The organism is Bifidobacterium sp. ESL0822 (assembly GCF_052606675.1).
Genome location: NZ_CP199596.1, coordinates 1,328,145 through 1,352,589 on the forward strand (window position 1 = coordinate 1,328,145; position 24,445 = coordinate 1,352,589).

The 24,445-nt window shown below is 59.9% G+C and carries 19 protein-coding genes and 1 pseudogene; 10 read left to right on the plus strand and 10 right to left on the minus strand.

Annotated elements, in window-relative coordinates:
• Positions 1-28: 28 nt before the first annotated feature.
• From ACUIAF_RS05235 to ACUIAF_RS05265, 7 genes and pseudogenes are all read right to left on the minus strand, one after another.
• Positions 29-1,384, minus strand: a complete 1,356-nt coding sequence (locus ACUIAF_RS05235; RefSeq protein WP_015021273.1) for an ABC transporter substrate-binding protein — start codon at positions 1,382-1,384, stop codon at positions 29-31.
• 151 nt (positions 1,385-1,535) lie between these two features.
• Positions 1,536-2,129, minus strand: coding sequence for a DUF624 domain-containing protein (locus tag ACUIAF_RS05240; protein WP_445338013.1), 594 nt, complete (start codon positions 2,127-2,129; stop codon positions 1,536-1,538).
• Positions 2,130-2,282: 153 nt separating this feature from the next.
• Positions 2,283-3,182, minus strand: a complete 900-nt coding sequence (locus ACUIAF_RS05245; RefSeq protein WP_445338014.1) for a carbohydrate ABC transporter permease — start codon at positions 3,180-3,182, stop codon at positions 2,283-2,285.
• Positions 3,175-4,107: a carbohydrate ABC transporter permease gene (locus ACUIAF_RS05250; RefSeq protein WP_198216408.1), complete on the minus strand. Its 933-nt coding sequence runs from the start codon at positions 4,105-4,107 to the stop codon at positions 3,175-3,177. The genes ACUIAF_RS05245 and ACUIAF_RS05250 overlap by 8 nt, the downstream gene beginning before the upstream one ends.
• Positions 4,108-4,651: 544 nt before the next feature.
• Entirely contained in the window at positions 4,652-5,935 is a 1,284-nt protein-coding gene (locus ACUIAF_RS05255) for a sialate O-acetylesterase (protein WP_445339165.1), read from the minus strand.
• A 102-nt stretch (positions 5,936-6,037) separates the two neighbouring features.
• A pseudogene (locus ACUIAF_RS05260) lies at positions 6,038-6,553 on the minus strand (hypothetical protein); the annotation flags it as partial.
• Between the two features lie 130 nt (positions 6,554-6,683).
• A complete protein-coding gene (locus ACUIAF_RS05265; protein WP_445338016.1) occupies positions 6,684-10,178 on the minus strand; it encodes an SNF2-related protein in 3,495 nt (1,164 codons plus the stop codon).
• A gap of 160 nt (positions 10,179-10,338) precedes the next feature.
• Here ACUIAF_RS05265 and ACUIAF_RS05270 point away from each other — a divergent pair, with 160 nt between their 5' ends.
• The 4 genes from ACUIAF_RS05270 to ACUIAF_RS05285 all read left to right on the plus strand — a co-directional run bounded on the left by ACUIAF_RS05270 (position 10,339) and on the right by ACUIAF_RS05285 (position 15,143).
• Complete coding sequence (locus tag ACUIAF_RS05270; protein WP_445338018.1) at positions 10,339-11,811, plus strand: DHA2 family efflux MFS transporter permease subunit; 1,473 nt, start codon at positions 10,339-10,341, stop codon at positions 11,809-11,811.
• A gap of 101 nt (positions 11,812-11,912) precedes the next feature.
• The gene (locus ACUIAF_RS05275) at positions 11,913-13,148 is read left to right on the plus strand and encodes an FtsX-like permease family protein (RefSeq protein WP_445338020.1); all 1,236 of its coding nucleotides are present in this window, start codon (positions 11,913-11,915) and stop codon (positions 13,146-13,148) included.
• Entirely contained in the window at positions 13,145-14,179 is a 1,035-nt protein-coding gene (locus ACUIAF_RS05280) for an ATP-binding cassette domain-containing protein (protein ID WP_445338021.1), read from the plus strand. Before ACUIAF_RS05275 ends, ACUIAF_RS05280 begins: the two co-directional genes overlap by 4 nt.
• An 82-nt stretch (positions 14,180-14,261) precedes the next feature.
• Complete coding sequence (locus ACUIAF_RS05285) at positions 14,262-15,143, plus strand: hypothetical protein (protein ID WP_445338023.1); 882 nt, start codon at positions 14,262-14,264, stop codon at positions 15,141-15,143.
• On the opposite strand, the gene ACUIAF_RS05290 is transcribed toward ACUIAF_RS05285, so the two are convergent.
• Positions 15,122-15,787, minus strand: coding sequence for an HD domain-containing protein (locus tag ACUIAF_RS05290; protein WP_445338025.1), 666 nt, complete (start codon positions 15,785-15,787; stop codon positions 15,122-15,124). The genes ACUIAF_RS05285 and ACUIAF_RS05290 overlap by 22 nt on opposite strands.
• Positions 15,788-16,020: 233 nt before the next feature.
• Between ACUIAF_RS05290 and zwf the strand changes: the two genes are divergently transcribed.
• From zwf to pgl, 3 genes are all read left to right on the plus strand, one after another.
• Positions 16,021-17,502, plus strand: a complete 1,482-nt coding sequence (zwf, locus tag ACUIAF_RS05295; protein WP_227028616.1) for a glucose-6-phosphate dehydrogenase — start codon at positions 16,021-16,023, stop codon at positions 17,500-17,502.
• Complete coding sequence (locus tag ACUIAF_RS05300) at positions 17,499-18,506, plus strand: glucose-6-phosphate dehydrogenase assembly protein OpcA (RefSeq protein WP_445338026.1); 1,008 nt, start codon at positions 17,499-17,501, stop codon at positions 18,504-18,506. The genes zwf and ACUIAF_RS05300 overlap by 4 nt, the downstream gene beginning before the upstream one ends.
• An 80-nt stretch (positions 18,507-18,586) precedes the next feature.
• Positions 18,587-19,378: a 6-phosphogluconolactonase gene (gene pgl / locus ACUIAF_RS05305; RefSeq protein WP_110416756.1), complete on the plus strand. Its 792-nt coding sequence runs from the start codon at positions 18,587-18,589 to the stop codon at positions 19,376-19,378.
• A 29-nt stretch (positions 19,379-19,407) separates the two neighbouring features.
• Here the strand turns inward: pgl and ACUIAF_RS05310 are convergent, their stop codons facing one another.
• Positions 19,408-20,184, minus strand: a complete 777-nt coding sequence (locus ACUIAF_RS05310) for a FadR/GntR family transcriptional regulator (RefSeq protein ID WP_220000428.1) — start codon at positions 20,182-20,184, stop codon at positions 19,408-19,410.
• 233 nt (positions 20,185-20,417) lie between these two features.
• Here ACUIAF_RS05310 and ACUIAF_RS05315 point away from each other — a divergent pair, with 233 nt between their 5' ends.
• From ACUIAF_RS05315 to gnd, 3 genes are all read left to right on the plus strand, one after another.
• Complete coding sequence (locus ACUIAF_RS05315) at positions 20,418-21,863, plus strand: GntP family permease (RefSeq protein WP_445338029.1); 1,446 nt, start codon at positions 20,418-20,420, stop codon at positions 21,861-21,863.
• Between the two features lie 36 nt (positions 21,864-21,899).
• Positions 21,900-22,577, plus strand: coding sequence for a gluconokinase (locus ACUIAF_RS05320; protein WP_015021257.1), 678 nt, complete (start codon positions 21,900-21,902; stop codon positions 22,575-22,577).
• An 86-nt stretch (positions 22,578-22,663) separates the two neighbouring features.
• Entirely contained in the window at positions 22,664-23,542 is an 879-nt protein-coding gene (gene gnd, locus ACUIAF_RS05325; protein ID WP_445338031.1) for a phosphogluconate dehydrogenase (NAD(+)-dependent, decarboxylating), read from the plus strand.
• Here the strand turns inward: gnd and ACUIAF_RS05330 are convergent.
• Entirely contained in the window at positions 23,532-24,416 is an 885-nt protein-coding gene (locus ACUIAF_RS05330) for a family 43 glycosylhydrolase (RefSeq protein WP_445338033.1), read from the minus strand. The genes gnd and ACUIAF_RS05330 overlap by 11 nt on opposite strands.
• Between the last annotated feature and the right edge of the window lie 29 nt (positions 24,417-24,445).

A 24,445-nucleotide genomic window follows, 5' to 3' on the forward strand; every position in this document is an offset into this window, starting at 1 on the left:
TCCCACCCTTGAATTCCAGCGGTTTTTATCAGGATGCGGTATCTACCGAATTCTGAATTTCGCTGATCAATTCATCTGCAGCCTTATCAGGCTTGGACTTATCAAAGACGACATCCTGAAGCTTGCGTAGGAAGGCGTTGGTAAACCCACTGGCTCCGTTAGGGGTCGGGTCTGGATTGGGACCAGAGATCTTGCTCATCTGATCCACAAACGCGAACAGCTGCTTATCAAGCGGATTCGCAACGCTGTCCAGTTCCTTGCGAATTTTCTTGTTGGAGGGGATGCCACGGTCCGTGCCAAACTCCTTGCCGGTTTCATCATCGTTGATCAGAAAGTCGATCAGCTTGGCAGATTCTGCGGGGTGCTTGGTCTTCGCCGACATCGACCAGTACATCCCCGGCTTCATGTAATAGTACTTCTTACTCGCCGACTTGTCAGCAGGCATGGGAACTATCTTGAAGTTTTCAGTTCCCAGTGCCTTTGCATACTGAGCCAGCTGGGATGAGAGGCCGCCTGATCCGAATGAGAGAGCCTGCTTGCCCTTGGCCATATCCGAATCCTGGAGGGTTCCGTTTACTGCAGAGAACTGCTCACTCCACCTGTCGGGACTGCCGGCAATGGGGTTCTTGCCATGGGTCCAGTCATAGGCTTTCTGCATGTAGTCTGACATCAGTTTCTTATCGATGGTGACCTTGTTGCCAGTGAACATTGTTCTCTTGCCATGTTGGCGCTGCCAAAGCTGGAAGTCATAGCCGCCGAAGGTAGGCTGGGTGCCCACATACTGACCATTGGACTTATCGACCACCTGCTGACAGACATCTTCATACTCCTTCCAGGTCCACTTCGAGGTGTCAGGAAGGGTGATGCCCAATTTCTCCAGTATGTCCATATTGACGATTACGCCAATCAAAGTGACGCTTGTTTCGGCTGCATACTGCTTTCCATCGATTTGTCCGGCTTTCTTGTTTTCCGCAGCCATGTTTCCCAGATCCAGGTATTTCGAAACCTTGGAAAGGTCATAGAGCGATCCTTGCGAGGCATAGGAGGAAAAATAACTTTCATCCATTTGCATCACGTCAGGAGCGTTATCCCCAGCCACCGAGGTTGCCAGCTTGTCCCAATATCCACCCCAATCGGAGTATTGCATATCTACGTGAATGTTGGGATTGGCCTGTTCGAATCGCTTCACTGCGGATTCGGTCAGCTTAACGCGAGCGTCGGAGCCCCACCAGTTCAGCGTGATAGAGACCTTCTCCCCTTTGGGGGCCAAAGTCGGGTCATCGCCGCCACCACTGGCGCTGACTGAACTACCACAGCCCGACAGAGCCATAACCACAGCAGAAGCGGCAGCAACGGCTGCGATCAGCGTACTTTTGTATTTCATTGCCATTCCTCCTTGAAAAGCAGACAGGGTTTCACACCCGTCTTCATAAAAACCAGCTCGAAGCGCGTATTCCGGACGATGCCTTCTCCAGCAGCAAATCCTGGGCTATGACCACTGGGTTGAGGCATCGTCTATTGAACTCCACCTCCTTTCATGCGGAAGTTCGTCCAACGATGACATACTGCCTGATGCCTTCAGAAGCGTTCCATACATGGACAAGAGCCAACGGACCCCAGGCAAGCAGGAGCAGGATGCAGAGCAGATCCGGAACGAGAAGGGCCGTGATCACGATCAGGCAAGGCCCCGCGAGGAGAACCAACATGTTCCGGGGCAGCCTGATCATGGTCAATAACAGGGAATCGCGGACCAGATTACGGTAATGCAAATCAGTCGCCCATATGAGTGGAAAAACATAAGTGGCAGCCATGCAGAACAAGACGAATATAAGGATGAATCCCATCATGGCTATATCGCCGCCAGGTCCTCCAGCCCGGGAACAGAAGACAATCCCCGTGAAAGCAACCACCTGAAAGGCCAGCAGCGTCCATCCTGCGCACATGACGCGCTTCCAATCTTGGATCATGGCCCTTGGAAAATCATGCCAGGGATTGCAGATCCGGCGTTGCATGAGCATATCGCAAACCCGGCACAGGGCTGAACAGGCCAAGGGTATGGTGATTATTGGCAGACAGGCGAGGGTGAAGACCAGGCTCGCCTGGATAAGCTGCCACGGCCTTGTTGCCATTACATGCACCAGCTGTCTTATACCTGTCAACGGCTGGGCATCTGAGCGCTTACCACCTCGCCACTTTGATGCGTCTTTGTACCGCAACATGCTCACGTCTACCTCCCTGCCCTCCGGACAGACCGCATTCCTCCACACTCGACACGGATATCGCTACTTGCCGCCGGTTGTTGCAATGCCCTCGACCAGATATCTTTGTCCGAAGCAGAAGACCAGGAAGAGCGGGACAATCGACAGGACGCTCATGGCAAACATGGGGCCATAGGATGACTGTGATTGGGCATCGATGAAAGTACGGAGAGCAATGGGGACCGTATAATACTGTGGTTTGGTCAGATAGATGAGCTGACTGAAGAAATCATTCCAGGTCCACATGAAGGTGAATACGGCAGTTGTCCCGATGGCCGGTTTCATCAATGGCAGAAGCACTTGGAAGAATATCCGCAGATGACCGGCTCCATCGATCTTCGCCGCTTCATCCAAATCCCGGGGTATGCCTCGTATGAATTGATAAAACAGAAAGACGAAGAACCCATCCATGGCCAGGAACTTGGGAAGGACCAGCGGCACGATCGTGTTGATCATGCCCAGGGAATTCCAAATGATGTACTGCGGAATCACAATGACATGGATTGGGACCATCAGCATGAGCAGCATAAAGCCGAACATGATATTCCTGAAGCTGAAATCCAATCGTGCAAAAGCATAGGCGGTCAGCGAACAGGTGATGATGTTGCCAATGATGGCAAAGATCACAATGATGAATGAATTGATGAAATACTTGCTGAACGGGTAGCTTAGCGCATTCCAGCCTTTGACATAGTTCGACCAGATTGGGTGGGTTACCAAGAGCCCCATATTCTTGAAAATCTCATTTTGCCCGCGCAGACTTGAAGCTATCATCCACAAGATTGGATAAAGCATGACAAGGGCAAAGACAAACATGAGAATCTGCTTGATAAGCTGCTTGAATATATCCGCGCTCCGATGACCAAAAACGGGAAGAGCAGCGGACGGAGAGCCTGTTTTCAAATTTTTGTGCGAATCAGTCATCGTAATACACCCAGTACTTTGAAAGAGCGAAATTGATCAGTGTAAATACAGCCACGATGAGCACCAGGATCCAAGCCATTGCGGAAGCATAACCCATCTTCAGCTGGCCAAAACCCTGTTGGTAGAGATACAGGGTGTAGAACAGCGTGGAGTCGGATGGTCCACCCGTGCCTCCGGAGACCACGAATGCTTGGGTGAAGGTCTGAAAACTATTGATGATGCTCATGACCAAGTTGAAGAAGACTATGGGCGACAGCATCGGCATGGTAATTGACCGGAACTGCCTCCACTTTCCCGCCCCATCGACACTCGCGGCCTCGTAGAGCTCCCGGGGAATCTGCCGTAATCCCGCCAGGAAGATCACCATGGCGGAACCGAATTGCCAGACATGCAAAGCCACCAAGGTCCAATTTGCAGTGGCGGGATTTCCTATCCAGGACTGAGTCATGTGAAGGCCGAACATATTCAGGAAATTGTTAAATAGTCCTTCCGAACCAAACACCATCTTCCATAGGACTGCTATGGCCACGGAACCGCCGAGCATTGAAGGCAAATAGAAGGCGGAGCGATAAAATGTCAACCCCTTCATTCCGCGATCCAAGATCACTGCGAGTGCCAGCGCAGCCAAAAGCTGTAGCGGCACAGACACAATGACATAGGTGAAGGTGACTCGTAGCGAATGCTGAAATCTTATATCCTTGAACAGGGTGGCAAAATTCTGCAGGCCCACAAATTTTGGACTGGTCAGCATGTTGTATTTGGTGAACGACAAGACAACGGAAGCGATCATTGGTATAAGCGACAAAAAGACAGCCCCGATGACCCATGGGGCCATAAAAGCACATGCTGCCTTATTGTCAGGATGCTTCCGCTTCTCCCTTTCCCTGTCCTTCACCAATGAAGCGAACTCAGCGGCATAGCTCACAGCCGTTCATCCCCTTTCACTGAATACATGTGTTGTCGAATTTCTTTCAACCCACCTCCAGCGCGTGGACCTACCATCATCCCTTGCCGTCCTTTCCTGGAAAGAGTGAGAACTGAACGAAGACCGATCATGGTCGTTCGACAACTCCGTCAGGTTCTTTGTTGCTCAGCAACCAAAGACAGTGTATCAGTTTTTAAGGAAAAAACCTAATCTTTTCATTATTCATATCTTAATTTTCGTACTACCTGATCGGATATTCCCCACCTAATAAATACCTGCCTAAAGGCTCATATGTATGGTTCTCAAAGATACAAAGTCTATAAGATAGCGATACTGGGACAGGTCACAATCCGCCTAAGGAAGCATTCGCATTTTTCACGGTTTTGTGTCACCTGCAATCTTCACCTCAGCAAGCATCAGAAGGGATTGATAGTATGTTTCTCGCTCGAATTAACGACAATTTCGACTAGTTTCCGCAATCTGATGAGAGATCCATTACCAAACAGGTCCATCAGGCAAAGACTGGCATACGCCGCCCCGAAATTCACCGGGAGGGGAGAATTTGATCCAGCGGGACTTCAAAGGGGGAAACCGGCAGACCATCCTCGCCGGCCAGAGGCAGACGAGGCGAGTGCGCCCAGGCGTATCGCACAAAGACCGGATTGCCCAGAGCCCGGTCCGAATCCAAAGGAATGAGAATCATGTCAGAAGAAGCGATGATTCCGCTTAAGGATTCAGATACTCCGCCAGATGAAGAATCGACCAGGTCAAACTTCAGCGGGCCGTTTGCAACCAGACCGGACCCGGCTTCAGCGAAATGGAGGACGATGCCCTCCTCCCTGCGCTCCGCGTGACTGATCCGCGGGCCCATTGCCGGATGGTCGGCACCATAGACAATGGACTGTGCCGCATAGGCCAATCGCTCCCCCACAGCTTTTTTGTTCAGCGGATGCAGATCGTTATCCTCGCCTAAGCCGCAGGAGACCACCATTGCAGTATGGTCAAGGACCAATGCCTTGCGCTGTTCATCACGCAGACGAGGCCATTGCTGACCTTCGATTTTCAGGTTTGGCAACTGCACATATATAAATGGAAGATCCGGCCGATGGAAAAGGCGTCGCCAATCCTGAATCAAACCAATTAATTTTCTGCCATACCCCTCTGACGAACGAGAAGCATTTGATTCGCCCTGATACCACAGAACGCCTGACATTTGCAAACCAGCCAGTGGCGCCACCATGGCATTGAAACACGCAGCCGGCATCCGCGTAGGATAGTGCTCGATTGGAGCCGGCGGCGCCCATAGACCCCTCCGACAGCGCCACGACCCAGAAGCATCCAAATCAATCTGCGCCTGATCCATATCGACGATTCTCAGGCAATGGCGCTTGCCCGGCGTCCACCCGCCCCCCTGATCGGTGTCAATGCGAAGCCGTACCGTTATCTGCATTTGAGCGCCCAAGTGTCCGACGGGATACAACCGAGGAGGATATCGATATCCAGTCTCACCCACTAATTGCCCATCAACATAGCACTGGTCCGAATCGACCAGAGTACCCAGATCCAGCACAGCGGGATGTCCTTGATACAAGGGCGGAACCTCCACCTTGCACCGCATCCATACAACTCCTGGACCCGCGAAGGCATCATGCAGGTACCATGCCTGGCTGAGTGCAAGAGGCTTCCAGTCCGAGTCATCATAGTCCCGCTCGTACCAATTGCCAGCCAGACCGCGATCGGCCTGATCCAGGCTACGCCGATATTTTTGAACAGCGTCATGCTCTGATTGTTGAAAGGCCGTAAGGCCGTCTTCGGAAGGAAAATCCATGGGATCCGCCTGAAGATACCCCAGGTTCTTCAACCGACAAGCGCTCATCCAGGACTCGATGGGCGTACCGCCAATGGCTATCTGAATCAAGCCGAGAGGCACATCCTGGCTTTTCCTGATCCTCCGGGCGAAGAAGTAGCCTACGCCGGACAAATTGGTGATATCGTCCAAACCGACGACCTGCCAGCGCCCCCCAGGCAAATCGATGGAGGGCTCACAGGGCGATGCAGATTCGCCAACCAGAAAGAACCGTATGCCATCGTCATTGGCCATATCGATTTCATCGTGATATTTGGTTTTTAATCGTCCCATCCAGAGCTGCATATTCGACTGGCCAGCCAGAATCCAGACATCCCCAAAGAGGACATCATCGATGACGATCTTCTCTTCACTAACCCCGGACTGTGTTCTTGAGGTCACATGGAGCGCATATGGGCCTCCAGCAGCATGCGCAGGCAGAACAATCCGCCAGCGACCGGAGCGGTCAGACAGAGCGCTCCCCTTCGAATGCGCAATGGATGCATCCACTCGGGTTCCGGGTCTGGACCATCCCCAAATCACAGAGGGAACATCACGCTGCAGCACCATTCCATTGCTGAACACCGACGACAAACGCATGGAGAACACCTCATCGTATGAAAGTCATCTTTCCTGCACCTGTATCTGGTATCCATCAACCTCACCATCAACGGCACAGAGTATGAAGCCATATACAATTTCAAGATTACCAACACCCAGTCCAAGCCGCTCAGCCCAGCAGTGCCAGGAGGTCTTTTCTGCTCAGTCTTGCCACGCTGGAAGCGCCGGTGGAGGCGGCCGAATCGACAAAGCGCGATGCCAGGTCGCTCTTACTGTGCTGCAGGTTGAGGATGCGTTCCTCGATGGTGTCCTTGGCCACGATCTGGTAGACGTTGACGTCCTGGGTCTGACCGATCCGGTGGGCGCGGTCGTTGGCCTGCTCCTGGGCTGCGGCGTTCCACCAGGGGTCCGCATGGACGACTACACAGGCTCCGGTCAGGTTGAGCCCAGTATTGCCGGCCTTCAGGGAGATCAGAAAAACCGGCGTGGCATCCCTATTGAACTGTTCCACCAGCTCCAGCCGACGCTTCTTGGATGTGGCGCCGGTGATCAGGTCGTAAGGCACGTCCAGCCGACGGAGCCGTTGTGCTATCAGGTCCAGGTAGGAGGTGAACTGGGAGAAGATCAGCATCTTACGCCCGGCATCCTGGCAGGAGACCACCAGATCCTCGATGGCATCCAGTTTGGCCGACTCGCCGCGCCGGTCCCGACCCTGATCCTGGTAGACCAGACGCGGATCGCAGCAAACCTCCCGCAGCCTGGTCAGCTGGGCCAGCACCTGGATTTTACCGACCTCGTACTCCTGATCCCTTTCCTTGTTGAGCGTGGCCCTCAGCTCCTGCTCCAGAGCCGCATAGAGTTTGCGCTGACGACCCTGCAGGGGCACGCTGATCACGTTTTCGATCTTCTCGGGCAGATCCGTCAGCACCTGTGACTTGAGCCGGCGCAGAATGAATGGTCCAACCAGGGCCTGGAGCCGGGACTGGGCATCCTGATCGCCGCTGAGTATGCGCATTTCGAAGCGGTCCCGGAACCGAGAGTAGGGACCCAGCATCCCCGGCATCAGGAAGTCGAAGATGCTCCAAAGCTCAGACAGCCGGTTCTCAATGGGCGTACCGGTCAGGGCGAACCGGTGCAAGCTGTCCAGAGCGCGTACGGCCCGGGCCGCCTTGGTGGCATGGTTCTTGATGTACTGGGCCTCGTCCAAGACCAAGGCATACCAGGGCAGCCGCCGATACCGGTCCAGGTCCTGCCTGAGCAGATCATATGAAGTTATCAGCAGATCGTAGGATCTGGCCTGATCCAGCAGAGTCTGACGCTGGCTGCGCCCTCCGGCCAGGACCGCCACCCGCAGATCCGGCGTAAAGCGGCGGCACTCGGCCTCCCAGTTGTAGACCAATGAGGCCGGACAGACGATCAGCGAGGGTCCCCGATCTCTGGCCTGATCCCGACGGGAGAGCAGGTAGGCCAGCATCTGTATGGTCTTGCCCAGGCCCATCTCGTCGGCCAGGATGCCGCCGAATCCGCGATCGCTCAGGGTACACAGCCAACGCAGCCCCTCGACCTGGTAGGGCCTGAGCTGTCCGCGCAGCCCGTCAGGGACCCTGAACCCCTGCGGGTCGGGCTTGCGCTCCTTCAGATAGTCGCGAAAGCTGGAATCGCGGTCCTGCTCGGGCACCAGCGCATCCAGGTAGCCGAGCTGGAAGTCAGGCACCCGGACCGGCCCCTTGGCCAGATCAGCCGGGTCGATGCCCAGATCCTGGGCCAGGGTGTCCACTGCCTCGGTATCCAGATCAGCCAACTCGACGAAGGCCCCATTGCGCAGACGATGGAAGCGCCGACGACGGCGATGGTCAGCCAAAATGGCGGCAGCCTCCTCAGGCCGTACCTCATCGGCGATGGGCGAAATCTCGACCAGTCCGGATCGCACCCGCACGCCCACGCGGATCTGTGGATGAGAGACGACGCTCAGTCCGTCGAAGGCCGGGGTGGAGAAGACCCGTCCCAGACCCTTGAGCACTGGCAGGCCCCGGGTCAGCAGGGTGTGGATAGCCTCCTCGTTCTCCTCGGGTATGCGCGCCAGTCCCTCCTCCATCAGAGGGAAATAGCGGCGGACCGTCTGCCTGGCCAAAGACTCGCTCTCCCGATCCCTGCCGGGTTCATCCTCCGAGGCAGGGTCGGTGCCTACAGACAGAAGACGGTCACCATAACGGGCTTTGAGATCGCAGCTGACCCCCTGCCGATCCCTGTCCAGGTAAAGCTCGATCCTACAGGGCGGCCGCCGCCGGGCATCCAACTCCTCGGGCAGACTGGCGGAGAGCCCGGATCCTTCCTGGGCACCCTGATCCAGGTCGGGCAGTACGGTCCGGGCAAAAAGATCCAGGTCGTCGGCATCCAGATGCAGATCCCGATCCTCGCCAGGGCGGCAGAGGGTCTCCAGCAGGTCCCGATGACGCATGAAACGCGCGCTGCAACGGTGGATGACTGGTCCCGAATCCAGCCCTAAACCGGGCTGAGAGGGGCGCACGATAACGAAGGAATGGGCCTGGCCTACGATGAAGCGCTCCACGGCCAGGGCATGAGTGATCCGGTAGCCTTCCGCCTCCTTGCTGACTGCGATGCCAGGGTCCGGGTCTCCGCCGACCACGGGGGCAGGCATGGTCTGCAGGAAGGAGTCCTCGGGAGGCGTGTAGTCCAGGGTGAGCCCGGAATCCACGAACAGATCGAGAATCTGCGCCACCTCGTCGTCGCTGAGCCGAATCCCCGCCAATCCTGCACGTGTAAGACGGCGGCGCATGCCCCCCTCCTGTTCGGCCAGGCTGCGACGGATGGCGCCGGCCCTTTCCAGAATGGTCAGCAGAGCCTGTGCCCGGTCATCAAAGGTGTCACGAGAATGGATGAAGGCCAGCCGCCGTCCGTAAGACATGAATTCGCCCTGGTTCACGGCACGCAACAGGGCCGGCAGGTCCTTGACCAGGTAGGCGACACCGTGGGAGGACAGGGTGATGTGCAGACGTACCTGCCACCCGCCGCGTTCACTGGTCAGATCGGGGATCAGCCCAACCGAGCCGATGGGCAGGTGACGACCGCCGACCGGACCGTTCTCCTGCTTGAGCAGGCTCAGCTGGCGGTCACGAAAGGCCTGCCGCCGCCGACCCTCCTGCCGGTGCATATAAGCCGCCAGGGGTCCGGAAGTCGACCGGGCGGACCGGGATCGACCCCGGTCACCGGCCCAGTCATCCGATCCTGCAAAGGCCTGGCTGGACTCGTTGTAGGCCATGATCAAGGCGACTACGTGCTTGCATGCAGGACCCTGGCGCCCGAAGGACCGGCAGGTGCAGGAGGAGTCGATGACCCGATGGGCCTGCTCGTCCAGCCGAGCCTGAACCATGCAGTCGCCATCCGGCTGATAGGTGGCGGGCACACGTCCCTTGAGGACGGTCAAAGCCCCCAGGTGCCGCAGGCGCAGGTCTGTAAAGCGGCGGTCATCCAGCAGTTGATGGGCACGAAAGTAGGCCTTGCCGCCCAATCGACGCAGAGCGGCGTCAGAGATGGTGTCCGGATCGCCGAAGATCCGTCCCTCCTCCTCGTCGCCCGGATCATAGAAACCATGGCCTCCCGAACCGCCGGCTCTTGACCCGTAGACCGTTGCATGCCAATCCACACGCACCCTCCTTATGGTCTCTGACGACCATTCCCGAGCATAACCTTTTCCGTCCCGAGGCGGCACGCCTTCGGCGAAGCGAGTAGACATGCCGGCTTACGAAAAAAGTGCCGCCTCCCTAAGATGGCGTGCTGTTTGTCTGAAGAAGGAGATCATTATCGTGCAAAACACGTCCACCTCTGCTTCCGTTCACCGGTCACGCCCGGCCGTCCCCCACCCCTGGCCGGCCATCGCCGCGCTGATGATCGGGGCCTTCGTGGGCATGCTGAGTGAAACCTCGCTCAATATCGCCCTGCCCAACCTGATGGAGAGTTTCCAAATCCCCGCTGCCACCGTGCAATGGCTGGTGACGGGGTACATGCTGGTCATCGGCATCGTCCTGCCCTTCTCCAGCCTGATCTCCAAGTGGTTCACCACCAGGCAGACCGTGATCTTCGGTCTGGTCGCTTTCCTGGCGGGCTCGGTGATCTCGGCCATGGCCCCCACCTTCCCCGTCCTTCTGACAGGACGGCTGATTCAAGGCATCGGCACCGGCCTGATCCTGCCGCTCATGTTCACCGTGGCCATGCTGATCTTCCCGCCGGCCCGTTTGGGCACGGTCATGGGCATGTGCGCCCTGGTCATCATGTTCGCTCCCGCCATCGGCCCGACCCTGACCGGAATCATCCTGGGCAAGCTGACCTGGCACTGGATCTTCTGGTTCTTCACCCCCTTCCTGGTTGTAGCCCTGATCTTCGCCGTCGGCTTCCTGAAGAATGTAGGGACCATCACCCACCAACGGCCCGACCTGGCCTCTATTCTGGAATCCATTGTCGGTTTCGGCGGACTGGTGGCAGGCGTCAGCCTGGCCAGCAGGTACGGCTGGCTTTCCCCGGTCACCCTGATCATTCTGGTTGTGGCCCTGGCTGCCCTGGTCCTCTATATTCGTCGTCAGCTGGACCTGGAGCACCCGGTGCTCAACCTGCGCATCTTCTCCATCCCAGCCTTCCGCTACGGCGCCACCCTGGTCATGCTGGACTTCGCAGTCATCCTCTCCTCCATGTATCTGCTGCCCCAGTTCCTGCAGCGGGGACTGCTCCTGCCCGTAGCCATGACCGGCATCCTCATGCTGCCCGGTGGCGCCATCAACGCTCTGGTCTCAGCCTTCGCCGGCCGGCTCTATGACGGCTTTGGAGCCCGGATGCCCGTCCGCTGCGGATTCATCGTCGCTCTGCTTGGAACCGTCATCCTACTGTTCACCGGCCCCCACACCCCTGTAGCCCTGGTGGTGGCAGCCCACATCATCCTCATGATCGGCTGCCCCCTGGCCATGTCACCAGCCCAGACCTACGCGCTCAACTCTCTGAGCGGCCCGCAGTCCGGCGATGGAAGCACCATCATCAACACCATGCAACAGATCGTAGGAGCCGTGGCCACGGCCATCACCACCTCCCTGCTGGCCATGGGTGAAGGGCGGGCAGCCGGAGCTGATAAAGCACAGGCCTTCACCAGGGGCACCCACTACGGATTGATCTTCACCCTGGTGCTGATTCTGGCTGCTCTGGCCGTCTCCCTGAAGGTGCGCAACTTCTCCCACGCCGAGCAGCCAGAGACCGAACAGGACATTCAGCAAGCTCCAAGTTCGCACCGCTAGCTTGGGAACGTCCTTGGTTAGACTGGAGGACGGCGACCGGACTCAAGGCCCGCCAGCGCGGGCCGCCCGGTCATCCCTGGAACGCTATCAGGAAGGGTGTCATGTTCGTTCTCAAGAACGCCTGGTTCACCATCAGGCGGCATGCGGCGCGGAGCCTGGTCATGGTTCTGGTCTGCCTGGTCGTGGCGGCATCGGCCACGACGGCGGCCACCGTGCTCCAGGCTGACACCAGGGCACGTACCACAGACTACGAATCCCAACAGGTGGATGCCGTTATCAGCCCGCGCAAGGGAACCAAGGCCTCTCCCCTGGGCTGGAACGAGTATTCCAAGTATGCCCAGCGCCTGCAGATGGATGGCATGCAGTACAAGGCCTACTTCCATGAGACCGCCGACATCAGCCCGGAGGGACTGCCCCAGTCAGGCACTTACTCCCTGGTGGGTGTTTCCGACAAGCAGGCCGAGCCCACCCTGCCTCACGGCCCCTTCGTACTGGACCAGGGCAAGGGGCTGGATTACGCTTCACAGAATGCCTCGGGCACCCAGACCGTGCTGATCTCCAAGCAGATGGCACAGTCCAACAAGCTCAAGGTGGGCGATACCCTGACCATCAAGGATCCCCGCCAGCAGGATCAACAGGTCGAGCTGACCGTCTCGGGCATCTATCATTACCGAAAGGCCGCCGACCAGGCAGCCAACCGTGCCATCTACACGGCCTATCCCACTTTTGCCATGCTGGGGTTGGATACGGCCAGCAAACCCGGTGATCCTGGCCATGAGCTGCTGGTGGCCTTCGTCCTGGATTCGCCGAGCACCTACCAAAAGTTCATCAAGGAGCTACGCAAGGACGGGCTCAAAGCCTCGCAGTACGACATCGACTCCCCCGGCCTGAAGGACTACCAGCGTCGGATGGAGCCGGTCCACCAGGCTGCCGACCAGGCGCGAACCACCATCATCCTGGTCTGCCTGCTGGGCGGGCTGATTCTGCTGGGCTGCCTGATCCTCATGCTGCGCGGCCGTGCCAACGAAATCGGCATGGCTGTTACCATCGGAGTCCACAAAGCCCGGCTGGGCTGGCAGTTCGCCCTGGAGACCCTCTTGCTCACCCTGCCCGGACTGGCACTGGGCCTGGCTCTGGGCGCCCTGATCAGTCGGCCGCTGGGCCGGTTGCTCTTCCGACTGGGGAACCTGGCCAGCATGCCTGATGCTGGTCTGATCTGGAAGATGACCCTGATTGGCCTGGCCGCCTGCCTGGTTCTAGCGCTGGCCGCAGCCGCCCGGGTAGCGGCCTTCAGAACCGCCCAGCTATACACCAACGACCTGGAGGACGAGGCATGAGCGAAAAGACATCGGACCAGCAACCTAACAAAGAGTCCCAGGAAAAGGCTGCGACCATGACCGCTGACCAGGCAAAGACTGAAAAGACTGATCGGAAGCAGGCCGATCAGAAGCAAGCTGCTCAGACAAGGGCCGAAACCAATCAAAAAGCCGACGAGAACACCGGCGCCGAACCTCTGCCCGAATCCGAGCAAGAAGCAGCCACCCTGACAGACGAAAAGTCCGAGGAGGGTGATTCTTCGGAAGAAGATGTCTCGCTGGCTGCCTTCAAAGTGGTCATCGAGCATGAAGATGCCGAAGATCCTGATGGCGACCAGGAAGAGGACCCGCTGTTGGAGACCGGTGACCAACGGGTGCTGGTTCCTGGCGGCTACCCGGTGCTTTCCCTGAAGCACGTGGATTACACGCGCAAGGTCCAGGGTCGCCCCGAACAGATTCTGGACGATGTCAATCTGGATTTCCAGCGCCGCCGCATCTACTCAGTGGAGACCACCTCGCCTTCCGGACGGGCCGCACTGATGGCTCTGATAACCGGTCTGCGAGCCCCCACGCAGGGCAGCGTGCTCTTCCGAGGCACGGACCTGCGCCAGTTGCTGGCCTCCGACTATCGCGGCCACCAGATCGGGGCCATCTTTGACACCGATGCCTTGAGGCACGACCTGACCGCCGTGCAGAACCTTGTCTACACCATGGATGCCAGCGGGCGCACCTTCCTGGGACCCAAGGACAATCTGGCCCGTCACCTGCTGGACGAGGTGGGCTTCCCGGAGCGTCTGCAGGACAAGACGACCGCTGATTTGGGCCACCTGGACTTCCGTCTGGCCTCCGTGGCCCGTGCCCTGTGCTGCGAGTGCGATGTGCTCATCGCCGACGAACCCACCGAGGGGCTTGAGCCGGGTGACTGGGACACCCTGCTGGCCACCCTGAAACGGGTCTCCCGCCGTCATGACTGCACCGTGATCATCCTGACCTCGGGCGGTTCGGACACTGTAGACGAGGGCACCTACGACGACCGGTTCATCGTCGATTGAGCCCCAACCTTCCGGGCCGGGGACGGACGGCACTGCACTGATTTGTTCGGTCATCACCCATGAGGAGTGGATACCCCGGGTCGTGGCCGAGCAAATCAATTTGTGCAGCAAGGGCCCACGCCCGCAACAAGGGGTCATTCTGCATCATCACCATGGATTCGGACCCATTCAGGAAGTCGGCGTCAAGGAAGCCATATGGATCACCCCAGGGCTGCTGATCGCCCAGAACGTCTGGCTGGCCTCCCATGGCCGTCCTTCCTGGGTCCTGTCATCCCCACCGACCTTGTGGCTGGATGAGCTGGATCAATCCCTGACCGGACGCAGGATTCTGACCGTGACGGCCGAAACCATCCTGAGCTGGCACCGACTGCCATCGGGCTTGGGACAGCGCCCCTGGTCGCAACTGGCTGCCGGACGGGTATCGGGCCTTCCTGCAGCCCGACGAACCCTTGCAGACCTGCAGCATGACCTACGAACGGCACCTGCGCAATCGCTGATTCGCATCCAGACCCACTTGCCGGATATTCATGAGGAGTGGCGGGTCATCATCGACAAGGACCGGATTGCGGCCTCCAGCGGATACTGTCTGCATGAGGGTGAAAATTCTCGGACCATCACCACGGTCTTTGACGGTGCCGTCTTCAACCCCAGGCATCGAAGAATCGCCGAGGACTGCGCCCTCCAGGCAACCGAGGGTCAATCTCCTGCTCCGATCAGCGTGGATCTGGCCTTCCTCCGTGGATCGGATCGGCCTCTCGTTCTGGAAGGAAACCCGGTCTGGTGCGCAGCCCCTTACGCTTACGGATCGCAGGGGATGATCTCTTTCCTGAAAGCCGTTGCGGCATGCCGGACCAATCCAGTCGACCCTTATCAACCAGACCCGTGGATGCTGCGGGAATTCGGCGGTCGCTTCCGCAGTTCCTGGGGTCCGGTACAGCCGAATCAGACGATGGTCATGCCATAGTGATTGGCCAGGGGTTGCAGGTCCGGCACCCCATACCGGGCCACCAGTTGCCTCCACCGGGCCAGATTGTCGGGACCATACTTGGCCGTGCGCTTGGCGGCAGTGGGCTCGGAGACAAAGATAGGCGGCTGGTGCTTGCTGTGGAACTTGTCCGCATACATGACCACCTCCTGCTCAGGATTGACCGGCAGGTAGTCGTCCGGGGGCAGGTTCAGATGCTCCTCCTCCACCTGGCGACGGGTCAGCCCCACCCCGGTATGGTTGCGGGCGAACTGGGCCACCGACTCGTCCACTCCAGCACCCAGCAGCAGGCGGTAGCCCTCTAACCCGTGCTCGATGTACCGATCGCCCTGGAAGGTCAGGGGCCGACCCTGGGAGCCGTCATCCTTGAGGATCCGATAGGTGCCGATGTCGTGCAACAGGGCGCCTATGCGTACCAGATCACGATCCAGGGGCCGCTCGGGCAGAACCCCTTCAGGGTCATCACCACGCAACAGGCGTTCGTTGACCTGATCGGCCATACGCACCGCTAGGGCGGCGACGATCTGGCAGTGGGTGTGTATCAGTTCATAGGCGGCTTGGGAGGGCGCGTACTGACGGTGCAGGTCCTCGGCCATGGGAACATTGGGAATCATACGGACCATTCTAGGGATTCCATCCGTAAATGTGACCTTTGCGACGCTTATGCACACTTCAGCGGATATTCAGCCCTGCCCTTCTACTGCCGACAGTAGACTGGGAGCCACGGTATTTCACGAGGAGCACTATGGACACTTCACCACTTGCGCGCTCCGCCGACCAGCCCACTCCCCCCGACGAGGGCGGCGGCCGACAGGCGCCTTGGCACAATCCCCTGCTGGACCCGCGCGATCTGCGCATGCCGCGCATCGCAGGACCCAGCTCACTGGTCATTTTCGGCGTCACCGGCGATTTGGCCAAGAAAAAGCTATTGCCGGCCGTCTATGACCTGGCCAACCGGGGGCTGTTGCCGGCCAGCTTCGGACTGATCGGCTTCGGACGGCGCGACTGGAGCGACCAACAGTTCGTCGCCTTTGCGGAGGAGAACGTCCGCGCCCACTGCCGCACCCCCTTCAACGAGTCCACCTGGCGACATCTGAGCCAGGGCATGCGCTTCGTCAAGGGCAGCTTCGACGATGCCGAGGCCTTCCGCAACCTGTCGGCCACCGTCTCGGAGCTGGACCGGGTCCGGGGCACCCGTGGCAACCATGCCTTCTACATGTCGGTGCCACCCAAGGCCTTTCCCCAGGTTGCCCGTCAGTTGGCGGAGTCAGGGCTCTCCCACTCCACCGAAGGGGCCTGGCGCCGCGTCATCATCGAGAAACCTTTCGGCCACGACCTGGCCTCGGCCAAGGAGCTCGACCGCGTGGTCTCCGAGGTCTTCGAGCCGGATTCGGTCTTCCGCATCGACCACTACCTGGGCAAGGAGACCGTGCAGAACATCCTGGCCCTGCGCTTTGCCAACATGATGTTCGAGCCGGTCTGGAACTCCAACTACGTCTCCCACGTGCAGATCACCATGGCCGAGGACATGGGCATCGGCGGCAGGGCCGGCTACTACGACGGAATCGGAGCAGCCCGGGATGTGATCCAGAACCACCTCCTCCAGCTGATGGCCCTGACAGCCATGGAGGAGCCGGTTTCCTTCTCGGCGTCGGATCTGACGGCTGAAAAAACCAAGATTCTTTCCGCTGTCCATCTTCCCAAGGATCTGGCGGCCCACACCGCCCGAGGCCAGTACACGGCCGGCTGGCAGGGGTCCCAGCATGTGGTCGGCTACCTGGACGAGGACGGGATCGACCCCTCCTCCACCACCGAAACCTACGCGGCCATCAGGCTGGATGTGGACACCCGCCGCTGGGCCGGCGTCCCCTTCTACCTGCGCACAGGCAAGCGCCTGGGCAAGCGGGTCAGCGAAATCGCCATCGTCTTCAAGCGTGCCCCCCACCTGCCCTTCGAGGCCACGGCCACCCGGGAACTGGGCGCCAACGCCGTGGTCATCCGCGTACAGCCCGATGAAGGCGTGACCCTGCGTTTCGGGGCCAAGACCCCTGGCTCGGCCATGGAGGTTCGCGACGTCAACATGGACTTCTCCTACGGGCGTTCCTTCACCGAAGCCTCACCGGAGGCCTATGAGCGGCTGATCCTGGACGTGCTCCTGGGAGACCCGCCCCTCTTCCCCACCACCGAGGAGGTCAATCTGTCCTGGAAGATTCTGGACCCCATCGAGGAGTTCTGGGCCGGACAGGGCCAACCCCAGCCCTACCGCGCCGGCACCTGGGGTCCGCGGGAGGCAGATCTGATGCTAGCCCGCGACGGATACCACTGGAGGATGCCATGATCGTCAGACTGAACAACACCACTACCTCCGCCATCGCCCGGGAGATTGACGAGCTCCACGTGGAGCGGGGAGAGGCCGCCCAGGGACGGGTGCTGACCCTGGTCATCATCACCGAGCAGGCCCATCTGGAGACGGCCCTGGAAACCGTGAACGCAGCAAGCCGGGAACACCCCTGCCGGGTCATCGCCATGGTGACCGACGCCGAAGACCACCAGGCCGAGCAGGAAGCGGACCAGAGGTTCGCTGCAGCACAGTCCTCTGAAGACTGCGTCTCCTACAAGAACACCGACCATAACGGCGAGCGCACACTGGATGCCGAGATTCGCTTCGGTTCGGATGCCGGCGCCGGCGAGGTGGTGGTCCTGCGGCCAGTGGCGGCTCTGCTGGATCATTCCGATGCCCTGGTCATCCCCCTCCTGGTGCCGGATGCACCTCTGGTGGTCTGGTGGCCCACCAATCCACCCGTGGATCCCTCGCAGGACCCCATCGGGACCATGGCCGCCGGCAGAATCACCGACGCCATGGAGGCCGACGATCGCCAGGCCGCCTTCGCCCGGCTGCTGGCCCATTCGCGCGCCCAGGACGTGGATCTGTCCTGGACCAGAATCACCATCTGGCGGGCACAGCTGACATCCATGGTGCAGCAGCCGCCCCATCTGCCCATCCGTTCGGTTAGGGTGACCGGCCAGGCCCACTACCTGCCATTGGAGCTTTTGGCCTCCTGGCTGGCACTGAAACTTAAGGTGCCGGTCACCGTTGAGCGTGACCCGCAGGCCCGGGCCGTCACCGGTGTCTACTTCGAACGTCCTGACGGAGTCATGAGCATGGAGCGCCACAATGACGATCAGGCCCGAATCAACCAGCCCAATCAGGCCTCACAGACCATCTCCATGCCCCTGCGCACCGCTGTGGACTGTATGAGCGAGGAACTGGGCCGGTTGGATCCTGACGAGGTCTATCAGGAGGTCATCCACACCGGCTGGGGAATGGTCGACCACCAGTAGGCCCCGGCAGCGACTGAATTCATATGCAAACACAGGGGTGTAGGCTGAGGCCAGCATCACCTGCATGCGAGGAGGATCAGATGACCGATCGTCGTACCGTGACCTATGCCACAACCAAGCTGCTCAACCAAGCTACAGCAGCCCGCATCCTGCTGGAGTTGGGAGACCTTCTGGCCCGTCAGGATCGGGCAGACCTGGCGCTGACCGGTGGGCGAGATGCGGCGGATGTCTATGCCCTGATGGGTGCTGATCCCTTGAGCCGGAGTGTGGATTGGAGCCGGGTCCACCTCTGGTGGAGCGATGAGCGGTTCGTGGGCCTGGAGGACCCGGACCGCAACGACGAACAGGCACGGCGGGCCTGGTATGGTTCGCTGATTGACCAGGGGCTGCTGCCGCAGGCCAATGTGCATTCCATGCCCGTGGACACCCGCAGCCCATCCCAGGTAGAGGCCGCCGACCAGGAGGAGAACGAACGGGCTCTGACCCAGGCTGCAGCCACGTATCAGCAGGAGATCATCGACCAGCTGGGCCCTGAGGGCCGGATGGATCTGGCCGTCTTTGGCGTGGGCCCCGACGGCCACTATGCCTCCCTCTTCCCCGACCGCCCTGAAGTCAGGTTGCAGGACGACGCTCTGCTGGTGACGGGTGTCAGCAACTCCCCCAAGCTGCCCCCGCTCAGGGTCACCATGACCACGCCGTTTATCCGCCGAACCCCAAAAGTGTGGCTCTTCACCTCAACTGCCGAAAAGGCCTCGGCCGTCGCTGCCGCCCTGGGAACCACAGACAATCCCCATGTCCCCTCCTCTTATGCCAGGGGCACCCTGGAGACCCTGTGGCTCCTGGACGCTGATGCCGCCTCGAAACTGAACTGAGCCTTCTGCACCAAGAGCCTCCACGGATCTCAGGACTCCGAAGATTCCTTACCCGCAGCACGGACGGAATCTTCGGAGTCCTTTCTCGTCATTTGCTCGACAGCCCGATCGGATTCGTCGACGATCCACTCCATGGCATGCCGTGCCCCCTCTGCATCGCCCCGACGTATCAGCGCAGCCACGTCGCCGTGCAGCCGCAGAGCCTTCTCATCGGCCTTCCTGGGCATAAGTTCATGCCGGGTCCGCCCGGACAGCACTGAGGCAATCACATCGCCCAGCGCCGCGAACATAGCGTTGCCCGATGCCTCAAGCAGGGTTCGATGGAAGGTTTCGTCAGCCCGAAGATAATCCGGACCGTCGGCCCGGTCAGCGTTGGCCACCATATCAATAGCGGCCCGCGTCAGCTTCGCCCATTGATCCTGATCAGCATGGCCGGCCGCCAGCTGGGCAGCCATGGGCTCCACGCATGCCCTGAGCTCGGACAGCTCATGCAGGGTCCGCCCCCGGTCGGGTCCGCGCAGCCTCCACTCGATCACCTGTGGATCATAAATATTCCAGTGTTGACAAGGATTGACTGTGGCACCGACCTTGCGCTTGACAGTGACCAGACCCATGGCCTCAAGAACACTGGTAACCTCCCGAGTCACTGTGCGCGAAGGCCTCTGGCTATCCAGATCCGGGGAGGGCAGCCTGTCGCCCGGTGCGATAGTGCCATCGACGATGGCCGCCCCCCACTGGTCCAGCAGCCGGTCATGCAGGGTGCCTTCTATAGCCGTTTCGTCATCAGGCTTGCTCGCGCTTTCCACGGATTCCACTCTAGCAATCGGTCCCGTATTCAGAGCGATCAGACGATTCAGCAAACAAGTAGAGGCTCAACCCTGCTTTCAGCATGCCATCTTCCAATCCGTCCCAGATTCGTGTAGGATATTGTTTGTTAAGGCATACTTAATTTCACTCTGTTGATATTAAGTAATGCAAAAAAAAAGAGCCGGAAAGCTGATAATGCCGAATGGTTCGCACCCTCAGAGAAGAGGTAGCCATGCTTTTAGCGTCGCAGCCGACAGCCGACGGGTACCTAACCCTGGCGGCGAGTCAGGCCGTTTCCCTGAACACCACCCAATTGGGCATCAGCTTGGTGCTCAGCCTGGTGGTGCTCATTTTCCTGGTCACTGTCGTCAAACTCCATCCCTTTGTCTCCCTGCTGGGTGCCGCCCTGGTGGTCGGCATCGGTTCCGGCTACGGTCCCATGGCCACCCTGACCAGCTTCACTGGCGAGTTCGGCTCCACCATGGGCTCCGTGGGCATTCTGATCGGCCTGGGAGCAATGATCGGCAAGGTCCTCATGGACACTGGAGCCACTGACCAGGTGGTCAACACCCTGGTCGCCAAGTCCAAGCCCGCAACCATCCCCTGGATCATGGCCCTGATCGGCGCCCTGATCGGCCTGCCCATGTTCTTCGAGGTTGGCCTGGTCATTCTGGTCCCGGTCATCATTCTGGTGGCCCGCCGCACCAAGCTTCCCCTGATGCGTGTGGCCATCCCCACCCTGGCAGGCCTGTCCATCATGCACGCCTGTGTGCCTCCTCACCCTGGTCCCCTGGCCGCCCTGAGCCAGTTCAAGCAGACCGGCAACGTAGGCCTGACCATGATGTTCGGCATCCCCTTCGCCCTGATCACCCTGGTCGTCGTGGGCCCGGCCTTCTCCCGACTGGCCTCCCGCTGGGTGCCCATCGAAGCCCCGGCTGACTTCGTGGCCAAGAGCGAACAGGCGGGCAAGGAAGAGACCCGTCTGCCATCCTTCGGCCTCTCGGTCTGCTGCATCCTACTGCCAGCAGTCCTCATGCTGCTGACCTCCATCTTCGAGATTGCCATTCCCGGCTTCATGGACCGCACGGACGGCCTGGCACAGACCATCAACTTCATCGGCAACCCGGTCATGGCCCTGGCCATAGCGCTGATTGTCTCCATGCTGGTCCTCAAGGCAGCCTCGGGAATCTCCTGGAAGACCGTCAATGACTCCCTGGGAGCCTCGCTTCCCGCCGTGGCAGGCATCCTGCTGATTGTGGGCGCAGGCGGCGGCTTCAAGGGCGTTCTGGTCTCCACCGGCATCGGCAAAATCATCGGTACCTTTGTAGAGAACTCCAATATCTCCATTTTCCTTCTGGGTTGGGTCATCGCCGTCTTCGTGCGCATCGCCACAGGCTCGGCCACCGTCTCCATCCTGACCACGGCCGGCATCCTCAGCAACGCCATGACCATGATGCATGCAGGCTCCATGGCCACTACCCTCCTGGTCATCGTCATCGGCGCTGGGTCCATCTTCCTCTCCCACCTCAATGACGCGGGCTTCTGGCTGATCAAGGAGTACTTCGGCCTGAGTGTCGGCGAGACCCTGAAGACCTGGTCGGTTCTTGAATGCCTGCTGTCGGTAGTGGTCCTGGTCCTGGTCATGGTCGCCAGCATCTTTGTGCCCATCACTGCCTGAGCGTCATTGTCAAATCACTTTTCAGAAAGGTTACACATGGTCGACACAACGTTGAAGAACTCCGACGCGCTGAGCGCAGAAGAACACCCTGAGCCGCAGGTGCCCTCAGCAGTGGACAACACGGTTCCCCCGGACTACTTCCAAGGCCGCACCCCCATTCTGGTCATCATGGGGGTCGCCGGCTGCGGCAAGACCACCATGAACGAGCACCTGGGCAACAAGCTGGGTTGGGACATGGCCGAGGCCGACGATTTCCACCCGCAGGCCAACATCGACAAGATGGCTCGCGGCATCCCCCTGAACGACGAGGACCGATGGCCCTGGCTGGACAGTATCCATGATTGGATCAAGGACCACATGCGGCGAGGAGTGCCCGGAATGGTCACTTGTTCGGCCCTGAAGCGGATCTATCGTGAACGGTTGCGGATGCCGGGGGTAGTCTTCATTCACCTGAGCGGGGACTACGACTCCATCATGGAACGGCTCTCCAAGCGGAAGGGCCACTTCATGAAGCCGCAGATGCTCCGCTCCCAGTTCGATGACCTGGAACCCCTGGGACCGGACGAAGTCCACCTGACCATCGACGTGGGTCTGCGCATGTCTCCTGAGATCGAGGCCGAAGAGGTCATCGACACCCTAGGCCTTCAGAGCTACGTCAAGGCGCACACCGCCCAGGTTCAGGCCGAGCGTGCCCGGCAGGCAGCCCGCCAGTAGCACCGACGATTCGGCCCGACCGCGGCCGAGAACCAACCGCCGCGGTCAACTTCACACTGTTGCAGTCAAGGAGAGGAACTGACACTATGAAGATTGGCATGATTGGCCTGGGACGCATGGGCAAGAACATGGCAGACCGCCTACGTACCGGCGGCCACCAGGTGATCGGCTACGACATCGCTCCGAACTCGGGCAGGGATGTCAGCAGCCTTGGGGCCCTGATCCAGGCGCTGGAGGCCCCCAGGGTGATCTGGGTCATGGTCCCGGCCGGCAAGCCCATCGAGTCCACACTTGATCAGCTGGGCGAGCTGATGGAACGTGGCGACCTGGTCGTGGATGGCGGCAACACCCGCTTCACCCAGGACCAGGAGCACGCCCAAGCCCTGTCCGCCAAGGGTATAGGCCTGGTGGACGTGGGCACCTCCAACGGCATCTGGGGCAAGGAGAAGGGGTACGCCCTGATGGTCGGCGGATCTGACCAGGACGTGGCCCGGATCCAGCCCATTCTTGACACCCTGAAGCCCGAGGGCGACTACGGCCTGGTCCACGCTGGAGGAACCGGCGCGGGCCACTATGCCAAGATGGTCCACAACGGCATCGAGTACGGGATGATGCAGGCCCTGGCCGAGGGGTATGCGGTCCTGGAGGCCTGCAACCTGATCAAGGAGCCAGGCGAAGTGGTGGAGTCCTGGCGCAAGGGCTCGGTCATCCAGTCCTGGCTGCTGGACCTGCTGGCCCAGGCCCTGAAGGAGGATCCGCACCTGAGCGGGATCGCCGGCGAGGCCGATGAGACCGGTGAGACCAAGTGGATGATTGCGGACGCCCTGGGGCTGGGGGTGCCCACACCGGCCATCACCTCGGCCCTCTACGCCCGTCAGTCCTCCAAGATCGAGGATCCCATGACCATGAAGGTGGTCTCCGCTCTGCGCAGCGCCTTCGGCGGCCACCCCATCGTCAGGGAGTGACCTGGTCCCGGGCCGGGTACCAGTAGGATCCCACCTGCGGACGGACCTGGACCATGGCACCGTCATCAGCGAAATCCAAGGGGGCAAAGACGATTTCGCGATGGCAGCCGTCGCCCTGAACGTCCCTGGCGAACCTGTGGTAGGCCACAATCCAATCATCCCGGCCCGGCACGCATGTGATGCAGTGGTGCCCCGTGGCCAGGATCCCCTTGGCACGATCCGCCTGGATCAGAACCTCGGGCGTGGTCCAGGGCCCGTCTAGCGATGGCGCGCTGGACCAGCGGATCCGGTAGTTCGGATCCCTGGTGTCGTTCTCCGACCAGGAGGCATAGTAGGTATCTCCCCGTCGGAAAACAGTGATGGCTTCGCGGAAATTGTCGGGTACGGCGGAGCGCACCGAGCCGTCTTCCAAGCGCAGGCCGTCCGAGCTCAGCCGCGCCATGTAGGCACGGCCATTGCCCCAGAGCAGATAGGGTACATCGTCGTCATCCACAAAGACCGAGGGATCAATGGGCACGCAGTCATAGTCCCCTCGGGCGATGAATGGCTCCTGGGCCACCCGGAAGGGGCCGGTTGGGCCGGGAGCGACAGCTTGGCCGATTTGCCCGTCTGCCACAAAATACAGGATGCAGCGCCCCTGGCGCACCAGCAGACAGGGAGCCCAGGCACCTTGCCTCCCATGCCACCAGGGGACCTGGTCCAGGTCCAAGATCTTTCGGCGGGTCCAGTGGCACAGATCCCCGGATTCATAGACGTAGAAGGCGTGCGAGGACCAATCAGCTAGACCGTCCTCGGTACAATAGAGGTACCAGCGGTCCCCGATCATGACCAGATCCGGGTCCGCACAGTAGCGATGCAAAGGGTTGCTCGCCAATCCCGTCCCCTTCGGCCCTTGATGTGCGC